Here is a 19,739-nt window from a genome sequence, read left to right on the forward strand (position 1 = left end):
ATTTTCGCCTTCTCTTTTTATTTTTCAACTAAATCAAATTCTCTAGTTAATTCATGAACCATGAAATTAATGCGTTTCAACACTTCTTTTCTGGTTACGATCCCTAAAAATTCTTGGTTTTCATTCGTAATACAAATAAAACTTTGATCCACCAAATCCCTCAATACATCTTCCATATCTGTATCAACGAAAATCGTTGGAAACTCCGTCTTCATGACATCACGAACTTTATACTTACTGAGTTGATTCATATGAATTTGTTCGACTCCAGTAATCTTTTGCAAAATCATCGCTAAAGACACTAAGCCTACAATTTGATTTTCTTTATTCAAAACGGGGATTAAAGAATATCGTACATTCGTAAGAACTAACATGGCATGCTCTAATGTATGGTCTTCTTGTAGAATCGCTACATTCTCAGCATCAATAAAGAGCTGCTCTCGATTTTCCAATAATAATTCTTGTATTCTCTTATGAATCAAGTGTATAACCTCCTTCAGGGCTCCAAGTATAGTTTAAAACTAAATCATCTAATACTTCATGCTTCGTCGTATAATACGTTAAACGAATTTGTTCTTTTGATAAAATCTCTAATACAGCATAACTCGCAGTTCCTGAATAAGTCCCTCTTGGAAAATTTGTCGATCCTGAATTAATACATAAAACTCCATCAACAGTCTCTGCATTTAGCTTATGAGTGTGCCCGTACAAAGCAATACTAGCTCCTTTTTCTTTAGCCATGTTTGCTAAATACTCTCTCCCAGCATTTACATATTGATGATGCCCATGAGTGACAAAGAACGTAATCCCTTCTACTTCAAAAACCTCAAACTCAGGATACTCCATATCATAATCACAATTCCCTGTGACTCTTACACAATGAGATAATAATTCATCCTTATAGGGAAACTCAGAATCCCCTGTATGAACAAAAGTTACTTTTTCTCCAGAAAAATGATCAAAAATTTTCCGAAGCGTCAACTCTTGACCATGATTATCACTGACAATGACTATTTTCATTCTGTTTCCTCCACAGCTCCTAAAGAGTTTGTCCAATGTTCCCATTTTTCAACCAGTAATTCAATCGCTTTTGCACGGTGGCTAATTTTATTTTTGATATCCATTCCGAGTTCCGCAAATGTTTGTTGATACTCTGGCACTAAAAATAATGGATCATAACCAAATCCACTGTCTCCTGATGGTAATGTGGCAATTTCTCCGTGACATTCTGCCTGTACCACAAGGGATTCTTTAAACGGCGCCGCTAAAACTAAACAACATGTGAAATGAGCTGCCCTTTCCTTTCCTTTAAGCCCACCTAGTTCAGATAACAGTTTGGCATTATTAGCCGCATCATTCTTTTCTTCTCCTGCAAATCTTGCTGAATAAACTCCAGGAAGTCCTTCTAGAGCATCTACACAAAGTCCTGAATCATCAGCCAAAACAATTGTTTGTAAAGCATTCGCAATCGTCTCTGCTTTCAGTCTCGCATTTTCCTCAAAAGTCGTTCCAGTTTCCTCAACTTCATCTAATTCTGGGAAATCTTTTAAGGTTTTAACCTTATAGCCTTTTGGTTCAAAAATTTTGGCAAATTCTTTTGCTTTTCCAACATTATTCGTTGCAATAACAATTTCTTTTCCAAGTTGGATAGGCGTTAATTTTTCCTCTAAAGTCACCGTCTTCACCTCTAAACCCTTTCTGTGGAGCCAATTTTCCGCAATCTCTTCAAAAAGAGTTGCATCTCCCGTTGTATAAATTTCTAAAGTAGGATTTGGATTCGTTTCAGGAGTTTCGCTGAGTTTGCAATAATCTAAAAGAGCACTCACACTTGATACAGTTTCTGCACCTGAATCAATTAAGGAAACTTGATCTCCTACGACTTTTTGAATCGTTTTTCTTAAAAGAGGATAATGTGTACAACCCAAAATCACTGTATCTACATTGGTGCCTTCTAATGGTTTGAGGGTTTCATTTACAATCTCCCAAGCTTCAGGCGTGTCCGATTGATTATTTTCGACAAGGGGAACAAAGTTTGGACAAGCAATATCAAATACTTGAATGTTCTTATTCTTGTCATGCATTGTTTTTGGATACACTTTACTTGAAATCGTAGCATTCGTCCCCAATACTCCGATTCGGTCATTAGATGTTTGCTTGATGGCTGCCAAACTTCCTGGTTGAATCACTCCCACTACCGGAATCTCTAAAGTTTGTTGTAATTCCTCTAAAACGACTGCTGTGGCCGTGTTACAGGCAATAACCAGCATTTTTATATTCTTTTGCAGTAAAAATTGCACCATTTCCAACGTATATTGGCGAATCTCCTCTTTCGGTCTTGTCCCATATGGGCAACGAGCGGAATCTCCTAAGAAGATCATTGATTCGTTTGGTAATTGTTTTAACGCCTCTTTGAGAACCGTTAAGCCTCCCACTCCTGAATCAATAAATCCAATTGGTCTTTTCATATTTTGCCAACCTCTCTATCTTTTGTCTTCTATAGTATACCATAGTTCAAACCTGGCTGATTCAAAAGTGGTTCGTATTATGAAAAAGTTAATCAAAGAGAAGACCCTTCGGTGTTTGAATGAAAAGGCTTTGAAGGGTCTACACTGCGTGCCTTTATCGGATATCTTCATAGTGTTTGTAATAGCTGTAGCGGTTCGAGCCGTGGTCTCTCACCTACTGAGCTATTACTCACACTATAGAATCCGATAGGCCCTCCGTTTGACTCCTCCGACCTTTTCATTCAAACAATGATGCTCATAACGTTTTGCAATACGACCAGGTGACTAAAAAAGAAAGGGGAGAAACCTCCGCACTAAACAAAAAGAACTCCTGCTGTGCAGAAGTTCTCGTTTTTTATGCTACGTTTGGATCTTTACTTTGATGTTTTCTAGTCACTAATATTAAGAGAACGATCACTACTAAGAAAGTTATTGAAATGGCCCAGCCAGGGTGTTCATTGATAGATTTTCCTAGTTGAATGATAAATTTAACAAAATCTGGTAATTCCTTCCCTTGATGACTCACTCCACTGATTATAATACCCATTAATAAAGTAACTCCCCCAAGTGCGAATAGTCCTGTTTTTAATGGCATTTTATTCATGACAATCCCAATCACATTTGCAATCAGATGAATCAATAATACTTGTGCAAAAAAAGCTGCAATACTTAAAAATAGATTTTCAGGATTATACAAAGTGCTTAACCTTGATTCAATTTTGATCGTATTGAATACCGTGATTCCTTCTCTAAATGGTAACAATATGCTAAAGATAAACGTTAAAATGAGTGAATCAACAATTGTTTGAATAAAGAGACTTTGAATTTGTTCATTTCTCGTTAATCCTAGTTGGCTTTCTAGGCGGAATTGTTCAATGATATAAGCAATTCCAATGATTAAAATAATGAGTCCGACTTCATTATCAAAATAAATTGGGAAATAAACTCCAAATGAAGTAAAATCTCCATTTGCAAAAATTTTCATGAATAGGCCTGCGAAAACCCACCAAATTCCTAAAAAGATTAAAATCGATTTCCATCTTTTCACTAGTCCCATGCTAACAACTGATAATAAACGGTCCATCTTATTCATTCTCCTTTCGAGTAATTGAAATAAAGTAATCTTGCAATGTTAATGGTGAAAAATCTAATCCTTGAGGAGTCTCCCCTTTTTTCCCAATCACTACTGCACGAGTGATATTTCCAATTTGTTCGGTTTCTTGTACATTCTTATCTGCGACAAATTCTTGAACTAGGCTTGTAGCACCGCTAACAACATATCCTTTTCCAAGGACCTCTTCCACCATCACTTCCTCTGTAACCACACCATCTTTAATAACGATGACTTTTTCAAGAATTGAAGCAACTTCTTCGATTAAATGCGTTGCAATGACAAATGTCCGTGGATTTCTTGCATAAGCTTCCAGTAATTTTTTGTTAAAAATATGACGATGATTCGCATCTAAACCTAGTACTGGTTCATCCATAAAGATGTACTCACTAGGATTACAAAGCGCTAGGATAATTTTCATAATGCTTTGATATCCAGTAGAGGCTTTTGAAAATCTTTCTTTCACATTGACTCCAAAGACTTTAATTAAATCTTCTGCAAACTCACTGTCGAATTCCGGATAAGTTCTTTTATAAATAGATAATAAATCTTTAAATTTATATTCTTTTGGGAACCAATTTTCTGTACTCGATAAGTACACTTGATGCATCGCCCTTGGAGTTTTATGAAGATCCACGCCATCAAGAGTGATGTCTCCGCTTGTCTTTTCGATACGGCGAGCAATCATATTTAAAACCGTACTCTTTCCAGCTCCATTTCGACCTAATAGGCCAATAATACTCTCAGGTTCAATCGTAAAATCGACCCCTTTTACAGCTTCTTTATTGAAATACTTCTTTCTTAATCCTTTCACTTGGATTGTCATTTTAGGAACCCTCCTTCGATAATTTTAACTAATTCTTCTTTTGTAATTCCTAGTGCTTGCGCTTCTTTTAAAAAATTTGGGACCATCTGATTCGCAAATTCATTTTGCTTTTTACTTACAATAATTTTTCTTGCCCCTTCTGCTACAAACGTTCCAAGACCTCTTCTTTTTTCTAATACTTGTTCGCTCACGAGTAAGTTCATTCCTTTCAATACGGTTGCTGGATTGATTTGATACCCTGTGGAAATCTCAGTTGTCGACGGTACTTGATCTCCTTCTTTGTAGATTTCATGGAAGATTTCTTCTTCTAGTTGATTGGCTACTTGTTGAAATAACGGGATATCACTTTGAAAATCAAATTTCATAACGCACCTCCTTTAAGTTTTATGTTTGTTGGTTAGTTACTTGTGTAATTAACTATAAAACTAAAAAACTATTTTGTCAACACTTTTTTAAAAAAAATTTTGAAAATAAAAAAGAGTGATAAAACAAGGATTCTCCTTGCTTCATCACTCCATTAAAAATATGATTTTATAAATATTGTGCTAACAATTCTTCTAATTGTTCTTTAGCATGGTAGCCAACTACTTTATTAACCACTTCTCCATCTTTTTTGATTAATAAAGTTGGGATGCTCATAATTCCAAAAGCACGAGCGGTTTCAGGGTTTTCGTCCACATCCACTTTAGTGAATGTAACTTTGTCTCCCATTTCCTCGTCTAATTGGTCAATAACTGGACCTTGCATACGACATGGTCCACACCATGTAGCCCAAAAGTCTACTAAAACTACTCCGTCTTTAGTTTCTTCTACAAAGTTTTTATCTGTTAATGATTTTACCATTCAAATCATCCTTTCCTTTTTCTATAAGACCAGTATAGCAATCCCGATTCACTCGACCAACTTTTCTGCTCATAGATTATTTGAAAGTAACAATCGTTGCCCCATTTCCACCTGTATTCATTGGTGCAAATTCAAAACTAGCAACAGAGCGGTGGCTTCGAAGTGTTTTATGAACACCTTGTTGAATCGCGCCTGTTCCGCGTCCATGAATAATGGTTACACGTGGATAATTAGCTAAAATAGCCGCATCAATATATAAATCAAGATCTTTCATCGCTTCTTCGTATCGTTTTCCACGTAAGTCTAATTCTGAAGAGACATGACTACTTCTAGCACTTTTCACAATCACTTGTTGTTTAGCTTCTTGCGTTTCGGCAATTGGGGCTAAGTCTTCTATAGCAATCTTCATCTTGATAATCCCCATTTGAACAACCCATTCCTCGTCACTGACTTTTTCAACAAGAGTTCCGCGTTGTCCAAATGAAAGAACTTCGACACTTTGTCCGACTTGCAGCGCCTTCTTCGCTTTTTCTTTGCGAAGCACCTTATTCTTCTTCAAGGCTTGCTCATGTTTCAAGTCTGTTAAAGCTGTCTTTTTCTCAATCATTTCATGTTCTTTAACCGTACTTTGTTTACTTCTCAGTTGTAATTCACGGATTTCTGACAAGATTTTATCCGCATCATCCTTACTTTGTTCAATTAAAGAATTTGCACGCTCTTTAGCTTCTTCCAGAAGTCTTGCTTTATTTGCTTTAAACAGTTCAGTTTCCTTTTGCAAATCTTCTAATAACTGTGTACTTAACTCTAATTGATGACGCATCTTATCGGCATCACGCTGCGCACGGCGACGTTTTTGCTCAAGGTCACTAATCATCGCATTCAAGTCTTGGTCTTCCTCAGAAAGAAGCCCACGCGCTTGGTCGATAATGATAGATGGTAACCCAAGACGTTTTGAAATATCAAAGGCATTACTACGCCCTGGTACTCCAAGTAGGAGTTGGTACGTTGGCTGAAGAGTATCTCCATCAAACTCCATACTCGCATTAATGGTTTTAGGGCGGTCATACCCGTATGCTTTCAACTCTGGATAGTGAGTCGAAGCAATCACATAACTTTGCTTACTTGCAATATAATCAAGAATCGCAATCGCAAGAGACGAGCCTTCTTGGGGGTCTGTCCCTGATCCAATTTCGTCGATTAAAAGCAAGCTCTTATTATTGATTTGCTTCAAAATAGAAACAATATTGGACATATGAGATGAGAACGTTGATAAGTTTTGTTCAATCGATTGCTCATCCCCGATATCTGCAAAAATCTCGGTAAAGATTCCTACACGGCTATTTTCACCCGCAGGAATATAGAGTCCCATCTGTGCCATTAATTGAATGACTCCAACCGTCTTCAAGAGGATTGTTTTCCCCCCTGTATTCGGCCCTGTAATGACAATCGCTTGATACTCTTCTCCAAGAATAATATCGTTTGCGACAGCCTTCTCACGGTCTAATAATGGGTGCCATGCTTTCCAAAGTGCCACATGATTCTGACGGTCAATAATAGGTTCTGTTGCCTTTATTTCATTAGCATATAGAGCCTTTGCATTCACTACGTCTAATCGTGCTAATACATAATGATTTTGATGCAATGAATTCGTGTATGGCATGAGTTTTTGAGAAAGTTCCCATAAAATGCGTTCGACTTCACGCTTTTCTTGGACTTGATATTCTCGTAATTTATTATTCAAATTAACAACTGCTTGAGGCTCCATAAACAGAGTCTGTCCCGTTGCACTTTGGTCATGTACAGTACCTCCAAATACAGATTTATATTCTGCTTTTACTGGAAGTACATAACGGTCATTACGAATGGTGATAATCGTATCACTTAAATACTGGGCATTCTTTCCTGTAAGGTATTGATCCATTTGGCGACGAATTTCTTGTTCCGTTTTCTGAATGCCTACTCGAATTCCATGCAAAGTAGGAGACGCACTATCTAATACATATCCATCTTCTCGAATCGATGCTTCTAGCTCCTTAGTCACATCAGGAATACTTTCTAATTTTTCAACTAGTCGGGGGATACGTTTTAATGCAATCTCTTCTTCTTCAACTTTTTCAAAGAAACGTTCTACTTCATGCGTTGTCGTTAACACACGTAAAATATCACTTAATTCGCGCCCATTTAATCCCGCTTCTAATTCCAATCGTTTCAAGGCGAAACTAATATCTTTCAACCGTGGAATCGGAATCCCTTGTTTTAAGCGAAGAAGCTCAACTCCATCTGCTGTTTCTTCAATTTTATGTTGAATCGCCTTTTCTTCCACCTCTATTGGAAGTTCTTTAATCATTTGTTTTCCTTTTTCAGAGGTTGCATATTCAGCTAATTGGGCTCTAATTTTATCAAATTCTAAAACCTTTTCGATTTTCGAATTCATAACAGTCCTTCTTTCTTAAAAAACGTGGAACAAATCTGTTCCACGCTCTCGTTTTTATTTAGGTAATAACCAACTTGAAACAATTTGTGTCACAATTGGAGTTTTGGTAATAATAAAGTTTGGCAGTCCGCCTTCAATCATTTTTTGTGCTGGAGCCAGTGGGATCATCGCAATCGCGTAAAGAACAAAATAAATAAATAGATAGTTCATAAGGAATCCTAATGCAGCACCACTGATTGTATTAAATTGTTTTAATAATGGTAAAAATGTTAATTCACTCGCAATATATCCTAAGAAACGAACCACTAACCAACCTAAAATCATAATCACTAAAAATGAAATCAATCTATAAAATGAGTGGTCTAAATTCATTGCTTGTTCTTGAGAGAAAATCGCTAATTGATTTCCGGGAACATAGGACGGATACGGAATAAATACCGATAAAAATTTAGCTAGTTTTTCATGCGTAAATAATGCCACTAAAAAGGTAATAAAGTAACCCGCAATATAAACTAATTGTAATGTTAATCCTCTACGGGCACCCGTATAGATTCCAACGATTAAATAAAATAAAATGATTAATGTAATCATAAACCCTACCTTCTCAACAAATCTTGTTGTAATTCAAATTGTTTTTCTAATTCTTGTTTTCTTTTTGAGTCAATGGAAGGTCGCTTATGATGCGCATTTTGCACTTCTTTTTCTAACTGCTCTACTCGCTTCTTCAATGCGACGACTTCTTCTTGTTTTTCGAATTGATTTGAAATAGCGTTAATCGCTGCAAGGAGTGCTACTTCTTCATTCGATAATTTGTCTGATACTCGGGTGATTTGATCTAATTGCTCTTGTAAGACTCTCACAATACTTTGCATTTCTTGTTGAGACTTTTTCCCAATAATCGTATAGGATTTGCCGGCAATGACTGCTTTAACTCTTGATTTCGGTTGTTTCACAATAGATCATCTCCATTCCTCATAATATCACCTTATTTTACCATTTTCTGAGCAAAAAAACACGAATAATCCTCTTTTTGAAGGAGTAGACGAATAAATGTTCTCATGGTATTCTTAAAAAGAACAAGGAGGATTACTATGAATTCATTAACATTAACACTATCACCCGAACAGGTTTCCGCATTAGAAGCAAAATATCCTTCATATGTAGAGTCCCCTCCTCCACACGCCATTTTAAGGTTGAAGATTGACGGGTTAACGATTACTGCCTATCAATCTGGTAAAGTGCTATTCCAAGGGAAAGGCATTGAAACGTTTATTCAAAAGAATCAGCTAGAATCGTCAATAAAGACATCTAAAGAGAAATCAAAAGACACGCCTTCTCTTCCAAAGGATTTTTCTTCTTGGAGCGTAATGGGAAGCGATGAAGTTGGAAACGGAGCTTACTTTGGTCCTTTAACGGTTGCTAGTGCTTACGTTTCAAAAGAAAATATCCCTCTTCTTAAAAAAATGGGAGTGAAAGACTCTAAAGATTTAACGGATGAACAAATCCGAGCTCTCGTTCCTAAAATTAAAGAAGTCATTCCGTATAAATTATTGACGCTTTGGCCTGAAAAATACAATGAGGTTCAACAAGTCAAAAACTTAAATGAAATGAAGACTCTTCTTCATAACCAAGCCTTACGTCTCTTAAGTGAAAAAATAATGCCAGAATCACCTGAAGGGTATTTAATTGATCAATTTTGTAAACCAGAATTATATTATCGTTATTTAAAAGGACAGCCTTTAGTCGATAAAAATAAAACGTACTTTATTACAAAAGGCGAAAGCCATCATATCGCTGTAGCGGCGGCGTCAATGATTGCTAGATGCGCTTTCCTGGATGGTTTAGACTCATTAAGTACAGAATTCGGGTATAAACTACCAAGTGGTGCTGGAAGCAATGTGGACCAAATTGCTGCAAAAATTCTAAAGCACAACGGAATGGATACTTTACGTAAAGTCGCAAAACTCCACTTCGCCAATACCGAAAAAGCAAAACGAATGAAATAATGAAAGAGCAACTTCCTCAAACCAGGGAAGTTGCTCTTTTTTAATCTTTCAATAGTTTTTGAATCACTTTAAGTGCGCCCATCCAACCGAGTGCAATGATGAAGAGAATAATGGCCCATCCATATCGTAGTTCCGTCAAAGGAATTTGAACGTTCATTCCAAAAAATCCCGTGACAATATCTGGAATCGTCATCAATATAGAAATAACTGTTAAAAATTTCATCGTATCATTCAAATTATTATTCAAAACATTATTATACGTTCCGGAAATTTGTCTTAAAATTTGAAGATGTAAATCTGTCATCTCAACTAATTGTTTTGCCTCGATAATATTGTCTTCCAATTGCTCTCTTTCAAAATCATCGAATTCTTTAAAGGCTTGTTGCGTTTTCAATTGCTCTAATACAACAGCATTTTGCTTAGTGGCAGATACTAAATACATTCCACCAATTTCCAAATCAGAAAGTGCAAATAAATTATTCTTAGTCGTTTTCTTTCGAAGGAGTTTGCTAATATTTTGCTGTTCTTTATTTAATTTTTCAATTACTGGGAAGTAATGCTCCGAAATGACAAAAAGGCTATGCAGTAAAAGATTAAACACATTCCAATGAAGATTCTCTTCCAACTCTTCTACAATCGCATCGATAATGTATTCATTTTGACTATTTGAAATCGTAACAATTTGATTTTGACGAACAATGAATGTTAACGGAATCGTTTCATAGTGGTTCTCTTCTTTAGACAAGTTTAATACATTATAAATAACAACCAGCGTTTTCGTTCGACGGTTGTATTCCATATGTGCTCGCTCATTTTTATCCAGTGCATATTCAATCATTTCATCATCAATTTCATACGTATCATAAATGGATGAGTATTCACTAATCAAATCTGAATTGATGTTAATCCAAGTATTATCTCCAAAGTGCATTACGCTCATTTAAACCCCTCCTTCGTATAGAATGCTGTATTAGTATAACATAATTTCTTTTTTTGACTAAAAGGAAAGCATGTCAACGTTCCAAAATAGACCATTTGACATGCTTTTCATTCATATTTTCTTCCTTTTAAATTAAGAGATTGATTCCCAATTTCCTTATTCTTTTCCCACTATTTTTGCGTTGGTTCACTCGTCGTCTCACTAGGAGCTTCTGTTGTAACTTCTTGAGAGGTTGTAGCTTGTGTTTCAGAAGCACTAGTGCTCTTTTCCTCGGTACTCTCCTGCGTAGAAGTAGATGTTGTCTCTGAAGTGCTTGATGACACTGTTGTAGCTTCAGTAGATTTTTCCTCTACTTTTTTGTCTAAAATAGAGCTCTTTGGAATACTATTATCTTTATCTGCTTCATCTAAAGTGCCTTCAGAGAAGTCTTTTGCTTCCTCTAAAATACTTAACTCATCAGCAGAAGCCGGTGTCATAATCTCTTTTAGATTCTTACCAATTGTTCCTTCAACTTTACCATTAAAATTCTTGTGCGCTTCTTTAATCGCTAATTTAGTACGATAAGATTCAATAATGAGCGCTTCAACGGCTGTCGTTCCAAAGTTCAAGCGAGATCCCATATATCGTTTGATGAGGCTAGCCACTTCTTCTCTTAAAGCAGATGGTAATTCTTGGTCTAGTACGTGTTGTGTAAGGAAGTATAAATAGCGCATCCCTTCAATACTAATGCGATCGTTAGCATCCCGTAATGCTTGAATTAATGAAGCAATTGCATTCACTTGCGCTTCTTTTCCACTTTCTCTTGCTTTTGTAGCTAAATCTCTTAGCTCATCCGCAGTAACTCCGTAGTCTTTCAATGATAACTCACTAATCTTACGAATTGTTTCTTCATGAGTTGCATTCATCTTTTGCTCTTGCGGTGTTACCGAATTTTCAACATCTTGTTCTTTATTCACGACTTTCTTTTCAAAGTTTTCTAGTCCTTTAACAAAGCCTTCCGTTGAATTCCCTTTTTGTTGCACTTGCTCTTTATATTCACTTAAAGCCACTAAAATTCGATTTAAAGCAACTGGATCATCTTTGTATTTCTCTTGGGTGCGAGTTTTCACCTCCTCAATTTTTTGAAACACTTCTTCTTCATTTAAATCCCCTGCCACAAATGGTGGAACGATTCCAGGCAATTTATTTTTTTCGTAAGCTTCAATCCCATCTTTATTCACGATATTCATTGAATGACTATGGTCACCGTGTGGAATATCAAAACGTCCATTGACAATGCGGATCGCTGTACGAGAAATCCCCATACGTCTTGCAATCAAATCAATTTCCTGTGAAAGTCTCACTTCAGCAGGGATCGATGGATCAGAATTTGGTACTTCAAATCGTTTCAATGGAATGACCCAAGGATGGATATGATTTTTATCTTGCCCTTGCTCCATATTTTGAAAGGCAAATACTTTTCCAATATATTCACCTTGATCATTGGTAACTGATTCGAATTTGATACTATCTCTTTCTACACCATATGCATACGTAATATAATCCAAATATTTTTGAATTTCAGGAGATTGCAAAGTTAATTCTTTATCTCCTGGTGTCGTCATATCTGTTGTAGACGTTTGAACGGTAGGTGTTGTAGCCGTACTATTTTGATGTTGTCTTGAAGGAGTAGAGGCAGCAGCAACTGTCCCACTCGTTCCTCCTCCACGATGAGACGTAGGTTCATCGTCAAAAGTATAATTGGTACTTCCATCCCCACAGTCTAGTACATCATGGAAATGATCCCCATGAGGAATTCGGAGTAATTTACAAGTCCTCTTTTTCCCCGTTTCATCTTCTCTAGTAACGGTTTGAGCATTTGCCAGTTGTGAACGATAAATAAAGTGATAGTGATCACCGTGTCTCACCACAAACCCTAATTCATTTTCACTCACAATATCTTTTGGATTAAAGACATAATCATCATCTGAATGGTTGTTTTGGCTAATTTGTTTCTTTTGCTCATAAATCGCATCAGAAGGTGGAGTCCCAAACACAAAATGGTAATGGTCTCCATGTTTCTTTAGATACCCATTTTCAAAAACTTCTCCCACAATTGTTTTAGGTTTATTCTCTTTAATTTCCTTTGCAGCTTGTTCATACTTCGCCATCTGCTCAGGAGAAATCGTCGTTTGTTCAACCGTACTTTCTGCTACTTGATTCACTTGACTTTGTTGATTGGCTAAAATCATTCCTGAAGCGAAGACAAGCCCTAAGGCAACTGCTCCACCTAGAAATACCTTCTCTTTTTTATTCATTCATCTCCCACTTTCTTAAATCGTAAGTTTTACGTTTTAGAGTATACTATTTGAGGGGGAGTGCTGTCAATAAAGATATTCCAAATTTTTAAGCAAAAAAACCTTCCCACAAATCTATGGGAAGGGTTACGGTTATTCTTCGATTAAATCACTTAATAAGTAAGCATCCACTAAGGACTCTGTGGCTTCAATAGAATCGATATGCGTTCTTTCATAAGAGTGACTCGATTCAATTCCTGCTCCTAGCAGTGCATGTTTTACTTCTGCCCCAGCTCGCATCGCTGCAGAAGCATCACTTCCATAATAAGGATAAATATCTAGTTTAAACGGAATCTCTTGTTCCTTGCAAAGACTGACTAACTGTTGACGGAAATCATAGTTATAAGGTCCAGACCCATCTTTGACACAAATCGAAACCGTATATTCATCGGTTTGTTGGTCGTCCCCCATCGCTCCCATATCCACTGCAAGAAACTCAACCACTTCAGAAGGAATACTACTGTTAGCTCCAGTCCCCGTTTCTTCAATACAGCTAAACATAAAGTGAGTCGTTACCGGTAAGGTAATTCCCTCTTTTTTATATTTCTTCAATAAGGTAAGTAAAATTGCTGCACTAACCTTATCATCTAAGAATCGACTTTTAACAAATCCGGTTGGTGTGACAACAAATCGTGGATCAAAAGAAACAAAATCTCCCACTTCGATTCCTAAAGCTCGCGTCTCTTTTTCATTAGTGACTTTCTCATCTAATCGAACTTCCATATTATCTTGACTCCGTTCGACCGTTCCGGCTTCTTTATATACATGAACACTCGTTTGATGCAATAAAATCGTTCCTGAAACCGTATTTCCGTTTGAGGCAATATGAACGGTACAATTTTCTCCTTCAATCATATTCCAAGCAAAACCACCAATACGATCCAACTTCAAACGTCCGTCTGGTTTCACTGCTCTTACAATCGCTCCAAGCGTATCGATATGAGCCGTAATTGCGCGCTGCTCTTTATCGTTTGCTCCTTCTACGGTTACAATGACAAGCCCTTTCGCTGTACGTTTTGGTTGGTATCCCATATCCGTTAACACTTCAATTAAATAATCTTGAACATCTTTTGTGTACCCTGTTGGAGATGGAATGGCTACTAATTCTTTTAAGAAATCGATTGTTTGATTCATTTTCTTTCCTCCATTTCACGATAGATTAAGTATAGCATATCCCTATAAAATCTAACTAATGAACATGCTTCTCTTTAGATAATCCCAAGAATTTTACAAAATTTCTTGCATAATAGAATCTTTAGTTTTATAATACAAGTATATTACAAATTGAAAGGATGAATTTCATGAAAAAAACCTTGAAATTAATCGCTGTGTTTTTCGCAGCACTATTCGTATTACTAGGATGCGGTAAAGAAGAATCATCTTCATTTGAATTAAATCAAAACGGAGTAACTTCAGTTTTAACTTATTACTATAATAACGATTTAGTAACAAAACAAACTGCTACAAATACTTATGATTTAAAGAAATTAGGCGTAACTGAAGAAGACGCTAAAAAACAAATCGAAGGAGTAAATAATAAATATACAGCTGTTGATGGCGTTACTGCTAGTATTGAATCTAAAGATGGTACTCTTATTCAAACTTTAACAGTGGATTACACTAAAGCTAAAGTTTCTGAGTTAAGAAAAGCATTCCCTCAAGAATTCGCTGGAGACGGCGATAAAATCAGCTTTAAAGCTTCTAAAGAATCTTTATTACAAGCTGGATACAAAGAAAAGAAATAAAAGGATATTCATAAAACCGGGGGAAGAATATACTCTTCGTCCGGTTTTCCTATAATTAAAACAAGAAAAGTGAGGAAAAGATCATGAACAAAAAAACGAAAGTATTAGCCATTTTATTTACTACAGGTTTAGTATTAGCTGGTTGTGGTCAAAAAGATAATAGTACAACCACTACTACATCATCTACCACAAAAGAAACAACTACTACTGCTACAACAACCGCTCCAACAACAACTACGGTAGCTACAACTACTGCAGCAACTGAAGGTGAAAAGAAAACAGTGTTAGAACAGTCTGATAAGGGCGTAACTTCTCGTGTAATCATGTACTCTAAAGGTGACGTTCTTGTAAAACAAACGACTGAGAATGTTTACAACGTAAAAGAAATGGAAACTAAAGCTACTGAAGAACAAATCAAAACACAACTCGAGACAGCTTTTGCAGCTTATAAAGGCGTAGAAGGAATCTCTTCATCAGTTGAAGTCAAAGATGGTAAAGTCATTCAAAACTTTACAGTCGACTATTCAAAAACAGACTTTGCTAAATTAAAAGAACTCGTTCCAAGCTTTAAACCAAAAGATGATAATACAGTAAGCTATGAAGTTACTAAAAACTTCCTAGTTAAAGAAGGATTCAAAGAAGTTCAATAGTCTTACTTGATCCTCGAAGGAATCGTTTTGAAAGGAAATTAATATGAATACACGTACCAAACAATTGGCTCTTCTTGCCACATGTGGTTTCTTTCTGGTTGCTTGTGGACAAAATAAAGATTCCGAAGAAAAGGATCCCACAACGGTAGTCCAAACGACGCAAGCTCAAACCACTGTCGCGCAAACAACGACGCAGACAACAACGGCTTCTCCTACGACTACCGCGCCAACAACCGTTGCACAAACAGACAATCCCAACGCCAAGGAAGAACAAGCTGTATTCGAAATCTCTCTTCCAGGAAGCATTACAACTATGATCATTTATCATAAAGGCGATCAAGTGACTAGACAGATTTCTAAGAATATCTTTGACTTTACATCATTACCTGGCATAACAGAGGAAACAAAAGAAATCATTGCTAAGGCACAAAAAGAAACGGTTGAAGCAACTTATAAAATTGCGAAGGAACAATTCAAAAACATAGAAGGATTCATCGTTTCGCTTGAAAGTGAAGGTGAAAAACTAATTCAATCTTTTGATATGGATTATACAAAAATTGATGTTACTAAACTAAAAGAAATTGATCCTAAATTTAAACTGAATGAATATTCTACGAGCTTCGAAGCCATGAAAAAAGTGCTTTTAGAAGCTGGTTTCCAACAAAAATAATAAAATCGATGTTTAAGGAGAAAATCATGAAAAAGACTTATAAAGTTATTGCATTGTTATCGACTGCTGTTGCTCTTGCAGCATGTCAAAGTGGAGAAAAGAAAGTTGATGAAACTTCAGCCCAAACAACCGTTGCTCAAGCAACTACACAAGCACCTACTACTCAAGCTGCAACTACAAAAGCGACGACCACTCAATCTGCTAAAAGCAATCAAACAGGCGAAGCAACTTACGAATACAAAGAGCCTGGTGTTACTGTTACATTGAAGTACTACTACAAAGATGACGTTGTTTATAAACAAGAAGGTACTTATGTTTATAATCCAAAAGAAATGGGTCAAGATCCAGAACAATTTAAAGTAACCATCCAAAAAGCTTTTGACGAAACAAAAGGTGTTAAGGGAATCGAAGGAACGCTTGAATTTAAGGACGGGGTATATACCCGTAAAAACACGTTTGACTATAATACAATGGACTTTGTAGAACTAAACAAACGTAATCCAAAGAAATATCCACCAAAAAATGATCCACTATATTATAGTGAAGCTGTTAAAAAATTAGAAAAAAATGGATATGTAAAAAAATAACCTCAACCCAATAAACACAGCACCAAAGACATTCCTTGAATGTCCTTGGTGCTGTGTTCTTGTCTAAAATTTACGATGTAACAAAAATGTGACGTCACATTTTTGTTACATCTTCTTTTGTATCATTTATGATACGTATCAAAAATGATACAAAATCACCCTATTTGGTAATGTCATCCTCTTCCCTTCCTTCTCAGCGAACGTAGAAGCAGTATTAGCTCTTTATAAACTATCACAATAAAAAAGTACGAAGATTATTTTATGTAGTACAATAAAAACTTAGATTACCTTTGGTTATCTTCATAATAACGACAATAGCTGTATCGGATTGGGCCAAGGTCTCAATCCTATCGAGCCTCAAAGCAGGAGTATGGAATAAATTCCTAACTCCAGCTAATTCGCATCGATTACACTCGCTATTGTTGTTATTATAGAAACCAAGGTAATCCTTGTTTTTATACATAAGATAGATATTCTTCATACTTACTTTATTTGAATGATAATTGGTTCGATAGTTCGACAGCACGCTCTTCAAACGTTGCCATTTCCACCCTCAACTCTCTTTTAAGTGCTTCTAGACTTACGTTCACTAGCTTCTTGTTATAAACGACTCTTTTTCCGTCTATCCAAACATCTTGGACATTGGATGCATTGGCAGAATACACCAAGGCTGCATACGCATCATACACAGGAAACATATTCACTGAGGACGTTTCAACAAGCACCACATCTGCTTTTTTGCCTGCTTCAAGCGTGCCCACTTCCTCATCGAGTCCTAGAGCTTTTGCCCCACCTCTTGTCGCCAAAGCCACGATTTCTTTTGCAGGGAACGCGCTACGATCCTTCAGATGCGTTTTATGGAAATTAGCTACCATTCGCATTTGAGTGAATAAATCCAGCGTATTACCGCTACTTGGGCCGTCCGTTCCTAGTCCAACCGTCACTCCATGGTCTAGTAAACTGCGAATTGGTGCGACTCCTTTTGCAGACTTCGTATTGGCGCCGATGCAATGAACGACGCTGACGGTTGGATAGTTCGCCAGAATTTCGACATCTGATTCCGTCATCAGAATTCCATGAGCTAAGATAACCGGCACTTCGAAAAATCCAAGCGACTCTAAAAATTCAATTGGTGTTTGGCTATAAGTTTTACGGAAATAATCCATCTCGTACGTCATCTCAGAGACATGAAGCGTAATAGGAACTTGGTTTTCTTTGGCAAACTCGAGAATCGCTCTCATCACTTCTTCGGTATTTGTATTCGGAGCATGGGGGGCAATTAATGGCTGAACGAGTTCGTCCCCTTTCCACTTGTCAACAAATGCTTGAGTATACGCTAGGGCATCATCAGTATTCCTGCTATCGGGCGTCTTCATATTGATAATCGTTTCACCTACGAGAGAACGCATCTTCATGTCTTTGGCAACTTTGGCAACTGCATCTTCAAAATAATACATATCACACATCGCAGTTACGCCTGCTAGCTGCATCTCCGCAATCGCATAGGCCGTGCTTTTTGCAATTAACGGTTCGTCAACCACTTCTTGCTCTAATGGAAATAGGAAGCGTCTGAGGCGGTCTGGGCAATCGTCTCCTAATGAACGAAACGGAATCATCCCGCAATGTGTATGAGCATTCACGAACCCCGGAAGCAGGATTCCACCCTGTGCATCTATCCAATCATCTGCCTTCTTCTCCTCAAATTGATCCATCGCACCTACTTCAACAATTAAGTGCCCCTCCATCACTAAGTACCCACTTCGATATTCTGTAAAGGCATCATCCATCGTTAAAATCCATGCGTTTTTATAACCGATTCTCAAAACTGCCACTCCCTTTCCTGTCTTCTTTATTCTAATTGAATCCCATTATAAGAACAATCAAAACTAGGATGTAGAAGAAAGCCACTAGTCTAACATTCGTCTAGCGGCTTCATCTATTTCGTTTCTGATATGTCCTTAAATAAAATTCAATATTCTATTGGTTTAGGATTTTATTCCATTGGTCAATCCAAGCTTTAAGGTTTTCATTTACAAGTTTGAAATCAACTGTTTTCGCACGTTTTGCAACGTCACCATAAGTCATTGTTTTTACTTCGTTATCTGCTAATTTTACATCTTTATTAACAGGAGCTTCACTCAATGATTTAGCTTTCACTGTTTGGTTTTCAGTGCTAATACGGAAATTTACATATTTATACGCATTTTCTTTGTTTTTCGCATTTTTTACGATATTCACTGTATTGTAGTTTGCATACGTTCCAGATTCAGGAACGACAGATACAACATTCGAGTTTGCTTTTTTCACAGTAGGAATGGCAAAGTCTACAACAACTGCAACTGTTACTTCCCCTGCTTGGAACATATTTGCTAAGTCACTGGATTTAGAATATGTTTTAACAATATTTGGTTTCAATTCTTCAAGTGCTTTGAAAGCAGCTTCCCCTTTATCATCTTTAAGGGCTTTTCCGCCTTTATCGGCCGCAACAGATAAGAATAATGGGCCTCCGGTTGTTGTAATATCAGGGATTGCCACTTTGCCTTTCAAATCTTCTGACCATAAGTCGCTCCAATCTTTAATTTCACGACCAAGTTTTTCTTTATCGTAAACAATTGCAATACTGTTAATAGAGAACGGAATTCCTCCACCGTTTTGGAACACTTCTTTAGCCCCATCTGTTAATAAAGCAAGATTTGGAATTTCTTTTTCAGTCACCGTTTCAAATAATCCTTCTGTTGTTCCTTTTGTAGAACCTGATTGAGATAACTCGATAACGTCAATGTTACTTCCACCACTTTGAACTTTTGTTAAACGTTCGGAAGCATTACCGACTTCTAAAGTCACTTTAACACCATTCGCTTCTTCAAAAGGTTTGATAATGTCACGCTCTACAATATCTTGGCTTAATCCAAATGTTGAAACAACTAATTCTGTAGAAGCTCCTTTTGAAGCCTCTCCTCCTGTTGTTGTTGCCTCATTCTTTGGTAAATTTGCTTGGCTATTTCCACACCCTGCTAATACTAATAACGATGCTACCGCAAGTCCTGCAATTGATTTTTTCATGTGTGTACACTCCTTAAATTTTTA

20 protein-coding genes are annotated in these 19,739 nt (G+C 36.8%); 5 read left to right on the forward strand and 15 right to left on the reverse strand.

Annotated features, from left to right (window positions below):
- Positions 1–17: 17 nt before the first annotated feature.
- The 10 genes from cbpB to ADH99_RS04725 form a co-directional block, all read right to left on the reverse strand.
- Positions 18–482: a cyclic-di-AMP-binding protein CbpB gene (cbpB, locus tag ADH99_RS04680; RefSeq protein ID WP_049555246.1), complete on the reverse strand. Its 465-nt coding sequence runs from the start codon at positions 480–482 to the stop codon at positions 18–20.
- Positions 472–1,020: a metallophosphoesterase gene (locus ADH99_RS04685; protein ID WP_049555247.1), complete on the reverse strand. Its 549-nt coding sequence runs from the start codon at positions 1,018–1,020 to the stop codon at positions 472–474. The genes cbpB and ADH99_RS04685 overlap by 11 nt, the downstream gene beginning before the upstream one ends.
- A complete protein-coding gene (racE, locus tag ADH99_RS04690) occupies positions 1,017–2,465 on the reverse strand; it encodes a glutamate racemase (protein ID WP_049555248.1) in 1,449 nt (482 codons plus the stop codon). The genes ADH99_RS04685 and racE overlap by 4 nt, the downstream gene beginning before the upstream one ends.
- 394 nt (positions 2,466–2,859) lie before the next feature.
- On the reverse strand, positions 2,860–3,588 hold the full coding sequence (locus ADH99_RS04695) for a hypothetical protein (RefSeq protein WP_049555249.1): 729 nt from the start codon (positions 3,586–3,588) through the stop codon (positions 2,860–2,862).
- A 1-nt stretch (position 3,589) separates the two neighbouring features.
- Entirely contained in the window at positions 3,590–4,441 is an 852-nt protein-coding gene (locus tag ADH99_RS04700; protein WP_049555250.1) for an ABC transporter ATP-binding protein, read from the reverse strand.
- Complete coding sequence (locus tag ADH99_RS04705; RefSeq protein WP_049555251.1) at positions 4,438–4,806, reverse strand: GntR family transcriptional regulator; 369 nt, start codon at positions 4,804–4,806, stop codon at positions 4,438–4,440. The genes ADH99_RS04700 and ADH99_RS04705 overlap by 4 nt, the downstream gene beginning before the upstream one ends.
- Before the next feature lie 166 nt (positions 4,807–4,972).
- Positions 4,973–5,284, reverse strand: a complete 312-nt coding sequence (trxA, locus tag ADH99_RS04710; RefSeq protein WP_039849092.1) for a thioredoxin — start codon at positions 5,282–5,284, stop codon at positions 4,973–4,975.
- 76 nt (positions 5,285–5,360) lie between these two features.
- Positions 5,361–7,718 (reverse strand): endonuclease MutS2, encoded by a 2,358-nt coding sequence (locus tag ADH99_RS04715; RefSeq protein WP_049555252.1) that lies wholly within the window; start codon positions 7,716–7,718, stop codon positions 5,361–5,363.
- A gap of 54 nt (positions 7,719–7,772) precedes the next feature.
- A complete protein-coding gene (locus ADH99_RS04720) occupies positions 7,773–8,309 on the reverse strand; it encodes a CvpA family protein (RefSeq protein WP_049555253.1) in 537 nt (178 codons plus the stop codon).
- A 5-nt stretch (positions 8,310–8,314) separates the two neighbouring features.
- Positions 8,315–8,671 carry a cell division protein ZapA gene (locus ADH99_RS04725; RefSeq protein WP_049555254.1) on the reverse strand — a complete coding sequence of 119 codons (357 nt, stop codon included), beginning with the start codon at positions 8,669–8,671 and terminating at the stop codon, positions 8,315–8,317.
- A 138-nt stretch (positions 8,672–8,809) separates the two neighbouring features.
- Between ADH99_RS04725 and rnhC the strand changes: the two genes are divergently transcribed.
- The gene (gene rnhC / locus ADH99_RS04730) at positions 8,810–9,724 is read left to right on the forward strand and encodes a ribonuclease HIII (protein WP_049555255.1); all 915 of its coding nucleotides are present in this window, start codon (positions 8,810–8,812) and stop codon (positions 9,722–9,724) included.
- A gap of 40 nt (positions 9,725–9,764) precedes the next feature.
- On the opposite strand, the gene ADH99_RS04735 is transcribed toward rnhC, so the two are convergent.
- The 3 genes from ADH99_RS04735 to ADH99_RS04745 all read right to left on the reverse strand — a co-directional run bounded on the left by ADH99_RS04735 (position 9,765) and on the right by ADH99_RS04745 (position 14,134).
- Positions 9,765–10,664: a magnesium transporter CorA family protein gene (locus ADH99_RS04735; protein WP_049555256.1), complete on the reverse strand. Its 900-nt coding sequence runs from the start codon at positions 10,662–10,664 to the stop codon at positions 9,765–9,767.
- Positions 10,665–10,834: 170 nt separating this feature from the next.
- Complete coding sequence (locus tag ADH99_RS04740) at positions 10,835–12,961, reverse strand: pneumococcal-type histidine triad protein (RefSeq protein ID WP_049555257.1); 2,127 nt, start codon at positions 12,959–12,961, stop codon at positions 10,835–10,837.
- A 132-nt stretch (positions 12,962–13,093) separates the two neighbouring features.
- Positions 13,094–14,134, reverse strand: a complete 1,041-nt coding sequence (locus tag ADH99_RS04745; protein ID WP_049555258.1) for a M42 family metallopeptidase — start codon at positions 14,132–14,134, stop codon at positions 13,094–13,096.
- Between the two features lie 167 nt (positions 14,135–14,301).
- Between ADH99_RS04745 and ADH99_RS04750 the strand changes: the two genes are divergently transcribed.
- The 4 genes from ADH99_RS04750 to ADH99_RS04765 all read left to right on the forward strand — a co-directional run bounded on the left by ADH99_RS04750 (position 14,302) and on the right by ADH99_RS04765 (position 16,652).
- Positions 14,302–14,745, forward strand: a complete 444-nt coding sequence (locus tag ADH99_RS04750; protein ID WP_049555259.1) for a DUF1307 domain-containing protein — start codon at positions 14,302–14,304, stop codon at positions 14,743–14,745.
- A gap of 83 nt (positions 14,746–14,828) precedes the next feature.
- Positions 14,829–15,395: a DUF1307 domain-containing protein gene (locus ADH99_RS04755; RefSeq protein ID WP_049555260.1), complete on the forward strand. Its 567-nt coding sequence runs from the start codon at positions 14,829–14,831 to the stop codon at positions 15,393–15,395.
- A 43-nt stretch (positions 15,396–15,438) separates the two neighbouring features.
- On the forward strand, positions 15,439–16,065 hold the full coding sequence (locus ADH99_RS04760; RefSeq protein ID WP_049555261.1) for a DUF1307 domain-containing protein: 627 nt from the start codon (positions 15,439–15,441) through the stop codon (positions 16,063–16,065).
- Between the two features lie 26 nt (positions 16,066–16,091).
- Positions 16,092–16,652 (forward strand): DUF1307 domain-containing protein, encoded by a 561-nt coding sequence (locus ADH99_RS04765; protein WP_049555262.1) that lies wholly within the window; start codon positions 16,092–16,094, stop codon positions 16,650–16,652.
- A 488-nt stretch (positions 16,653–17,140) separates the two neighbouring features.
- Here the strand turns inward: ADH99_RS04765 and ADH99_RS04770 are convergent, their stop codons facing one another.
- Positions 17,141–18,475: an amidohydrolase gene (locus ADH99_RS04770; protein WP_148129410.1), complete on the reverse strand. Its 1,335-nt coding sequence runs from the start codon at positions 18,473–18,475 to the stop codon at positions 17,141–17,143.
- A 154-nt stretch (positions 18,476–18,629) separates the two neighbouring features.
- The gene (locus ADH99_RS04775) at positions 18,630–19,715 is read right to left on the reverse strand and encodes an ABC transporter substrate-binding protein (protein WP_049555263.1); all 1,086 of its coding nucleotides are present in this window, start codon (positions 19,713–19,715) and stop codon (positions 18,630–18,632) included.
- Positions 19,716–19,739: the final 24 nt, after the last annotated feature.

It is taken from the genome of Granulicatella sp. 572.rep1_STHE, assembly GCF_001073445.1.
In the GTDB taxonomy this organism is placed as follows: Bacteria; Bacillota; Bacilli; order Lactobacillales; family Aerococcaceae; genus Granulicatella; species Granulicatella adiacens.

Excerpts from the sequence above, each read along its gene's own strand:
- ADH99_RS04755 (WP_049555260.1), top strand. The coding sequence starts at position 14,829 with ATGAACAAAAAAACGAAAGTATTAGCCATTTTATTTACTACAGGTTTA.
- rnhC (WP_049555255.1), top strand. The coding sequence starts at position 8,810 with ATGAATTCATTAACATTAACACTATCACCCGAACAGGTTTCCGCATTA.
- racE (WP_049555248.1), bottom strand. The coding sequence starts at position 2,465 with ATGAAAAGACCAATTGGATTTATTGATTCAGGAGTGGGAGGCTTAACG.
- ADH99_RS04700 (WP_049555250.1), bottom strand. The coding sequence starts at position 4,441 with ATGACAATCCAAGTGAAAGGATTAAGAAAGAAGTATTTCAATAAAGAA.
- trxA (WP_039849092.1), bottom strand. The coding sequence starts at position 5,284 with ATGGTAAAATCATTAACAGATAAAAACTTTGTAGAAGAAACTAAAGAC.
- ADH99_RS04765 (WP_049555262.1), top strand. The coding sequence starts at position 16,092 with ATGAAAAAGACTTATAAAGTTATTGCATTGTTATCGACTGCTGTTGCT.
- ADH99_RS04775 (WP_049555263.1), bottom strand. The coding sequence starts at position 19,715 with ATGAAAAAATCAATTGCAGGACTTGCGGTAGCATCGTTATTAGTATTA.
- ADH99_RS04745 (WP_049555258.1), bottom strand. The coding sequence starts at position 14,134 with ATGAATCAAACAATCGATTTCTTAAAAGAATTAGTAGCCATTCCATCT.
- ADH99_RS04685 (WP_049555247.1), bottom strand. The coding sequence starts at position 1,020 with ATGAAAATAGTCATTGTCAGTGATAATCATGGTCAAGAGTTGACGCTT.
- ADH99_RS04705 (WP_049555251.1), bottom strand. The coding sequence starts at position 4,806 with ATGAAATTTGATTTTCAAAGTGATATCCCGTTATTTCAACAAGTAGCC.
- ADH99_RS04750 (WP_049555259.1), top strand. The coding sequence starts at position 14,302 with ATGAAAAAAACCTTGAAATTAATCGCTGTGTTTTTCGCAGCACTATTC.
- ADH99_RS04740 (WP_049555257.1), bottom strand. The coding sequence starts at position 12,961 with ATGAATAAAAAAGAGAAGGTATTTCTAGGTGGAGCAGTTGCCTTAGGG.
- ADH99_RS04735 (WP_049555256.1), bottom strand. The coding sequence starts at position 10,664 with ATGAGCGTAATGCACTTTGGAGATAATACTTGGATTAACATCAATTCA.
- ADH99_RS04760 (WP_049555261.1), top strand. The coding sequence starts at position 15,439 with ATGAATACACGTACCAAACAATTGGCTCTTCTTGCCACATGTGGTTTC.
- ADH99_RS04715 (WP_049555252.1), bottom strand. The coding sequence starts at position 7,718 with ATGAATTCGAAAATCGAAAAGGTTTTAGAATTTGATAAAATTAGAGCC.
- ADH99_RS04720 (WP_049555253.1), bottom strand. The coding sequence starts at position 8,309 with ATGATTACATTAATCATTTTATTTTATTTAATCGTTGGAATCTATACG.
- ADH99_RS04695 (WP_049555249.1), bottom strand. The coding sequence starts at position 3,588 with ATGGACCGTTTATTATCAGTTGTTAGCATGGGACTAGTGAAAAGATGG.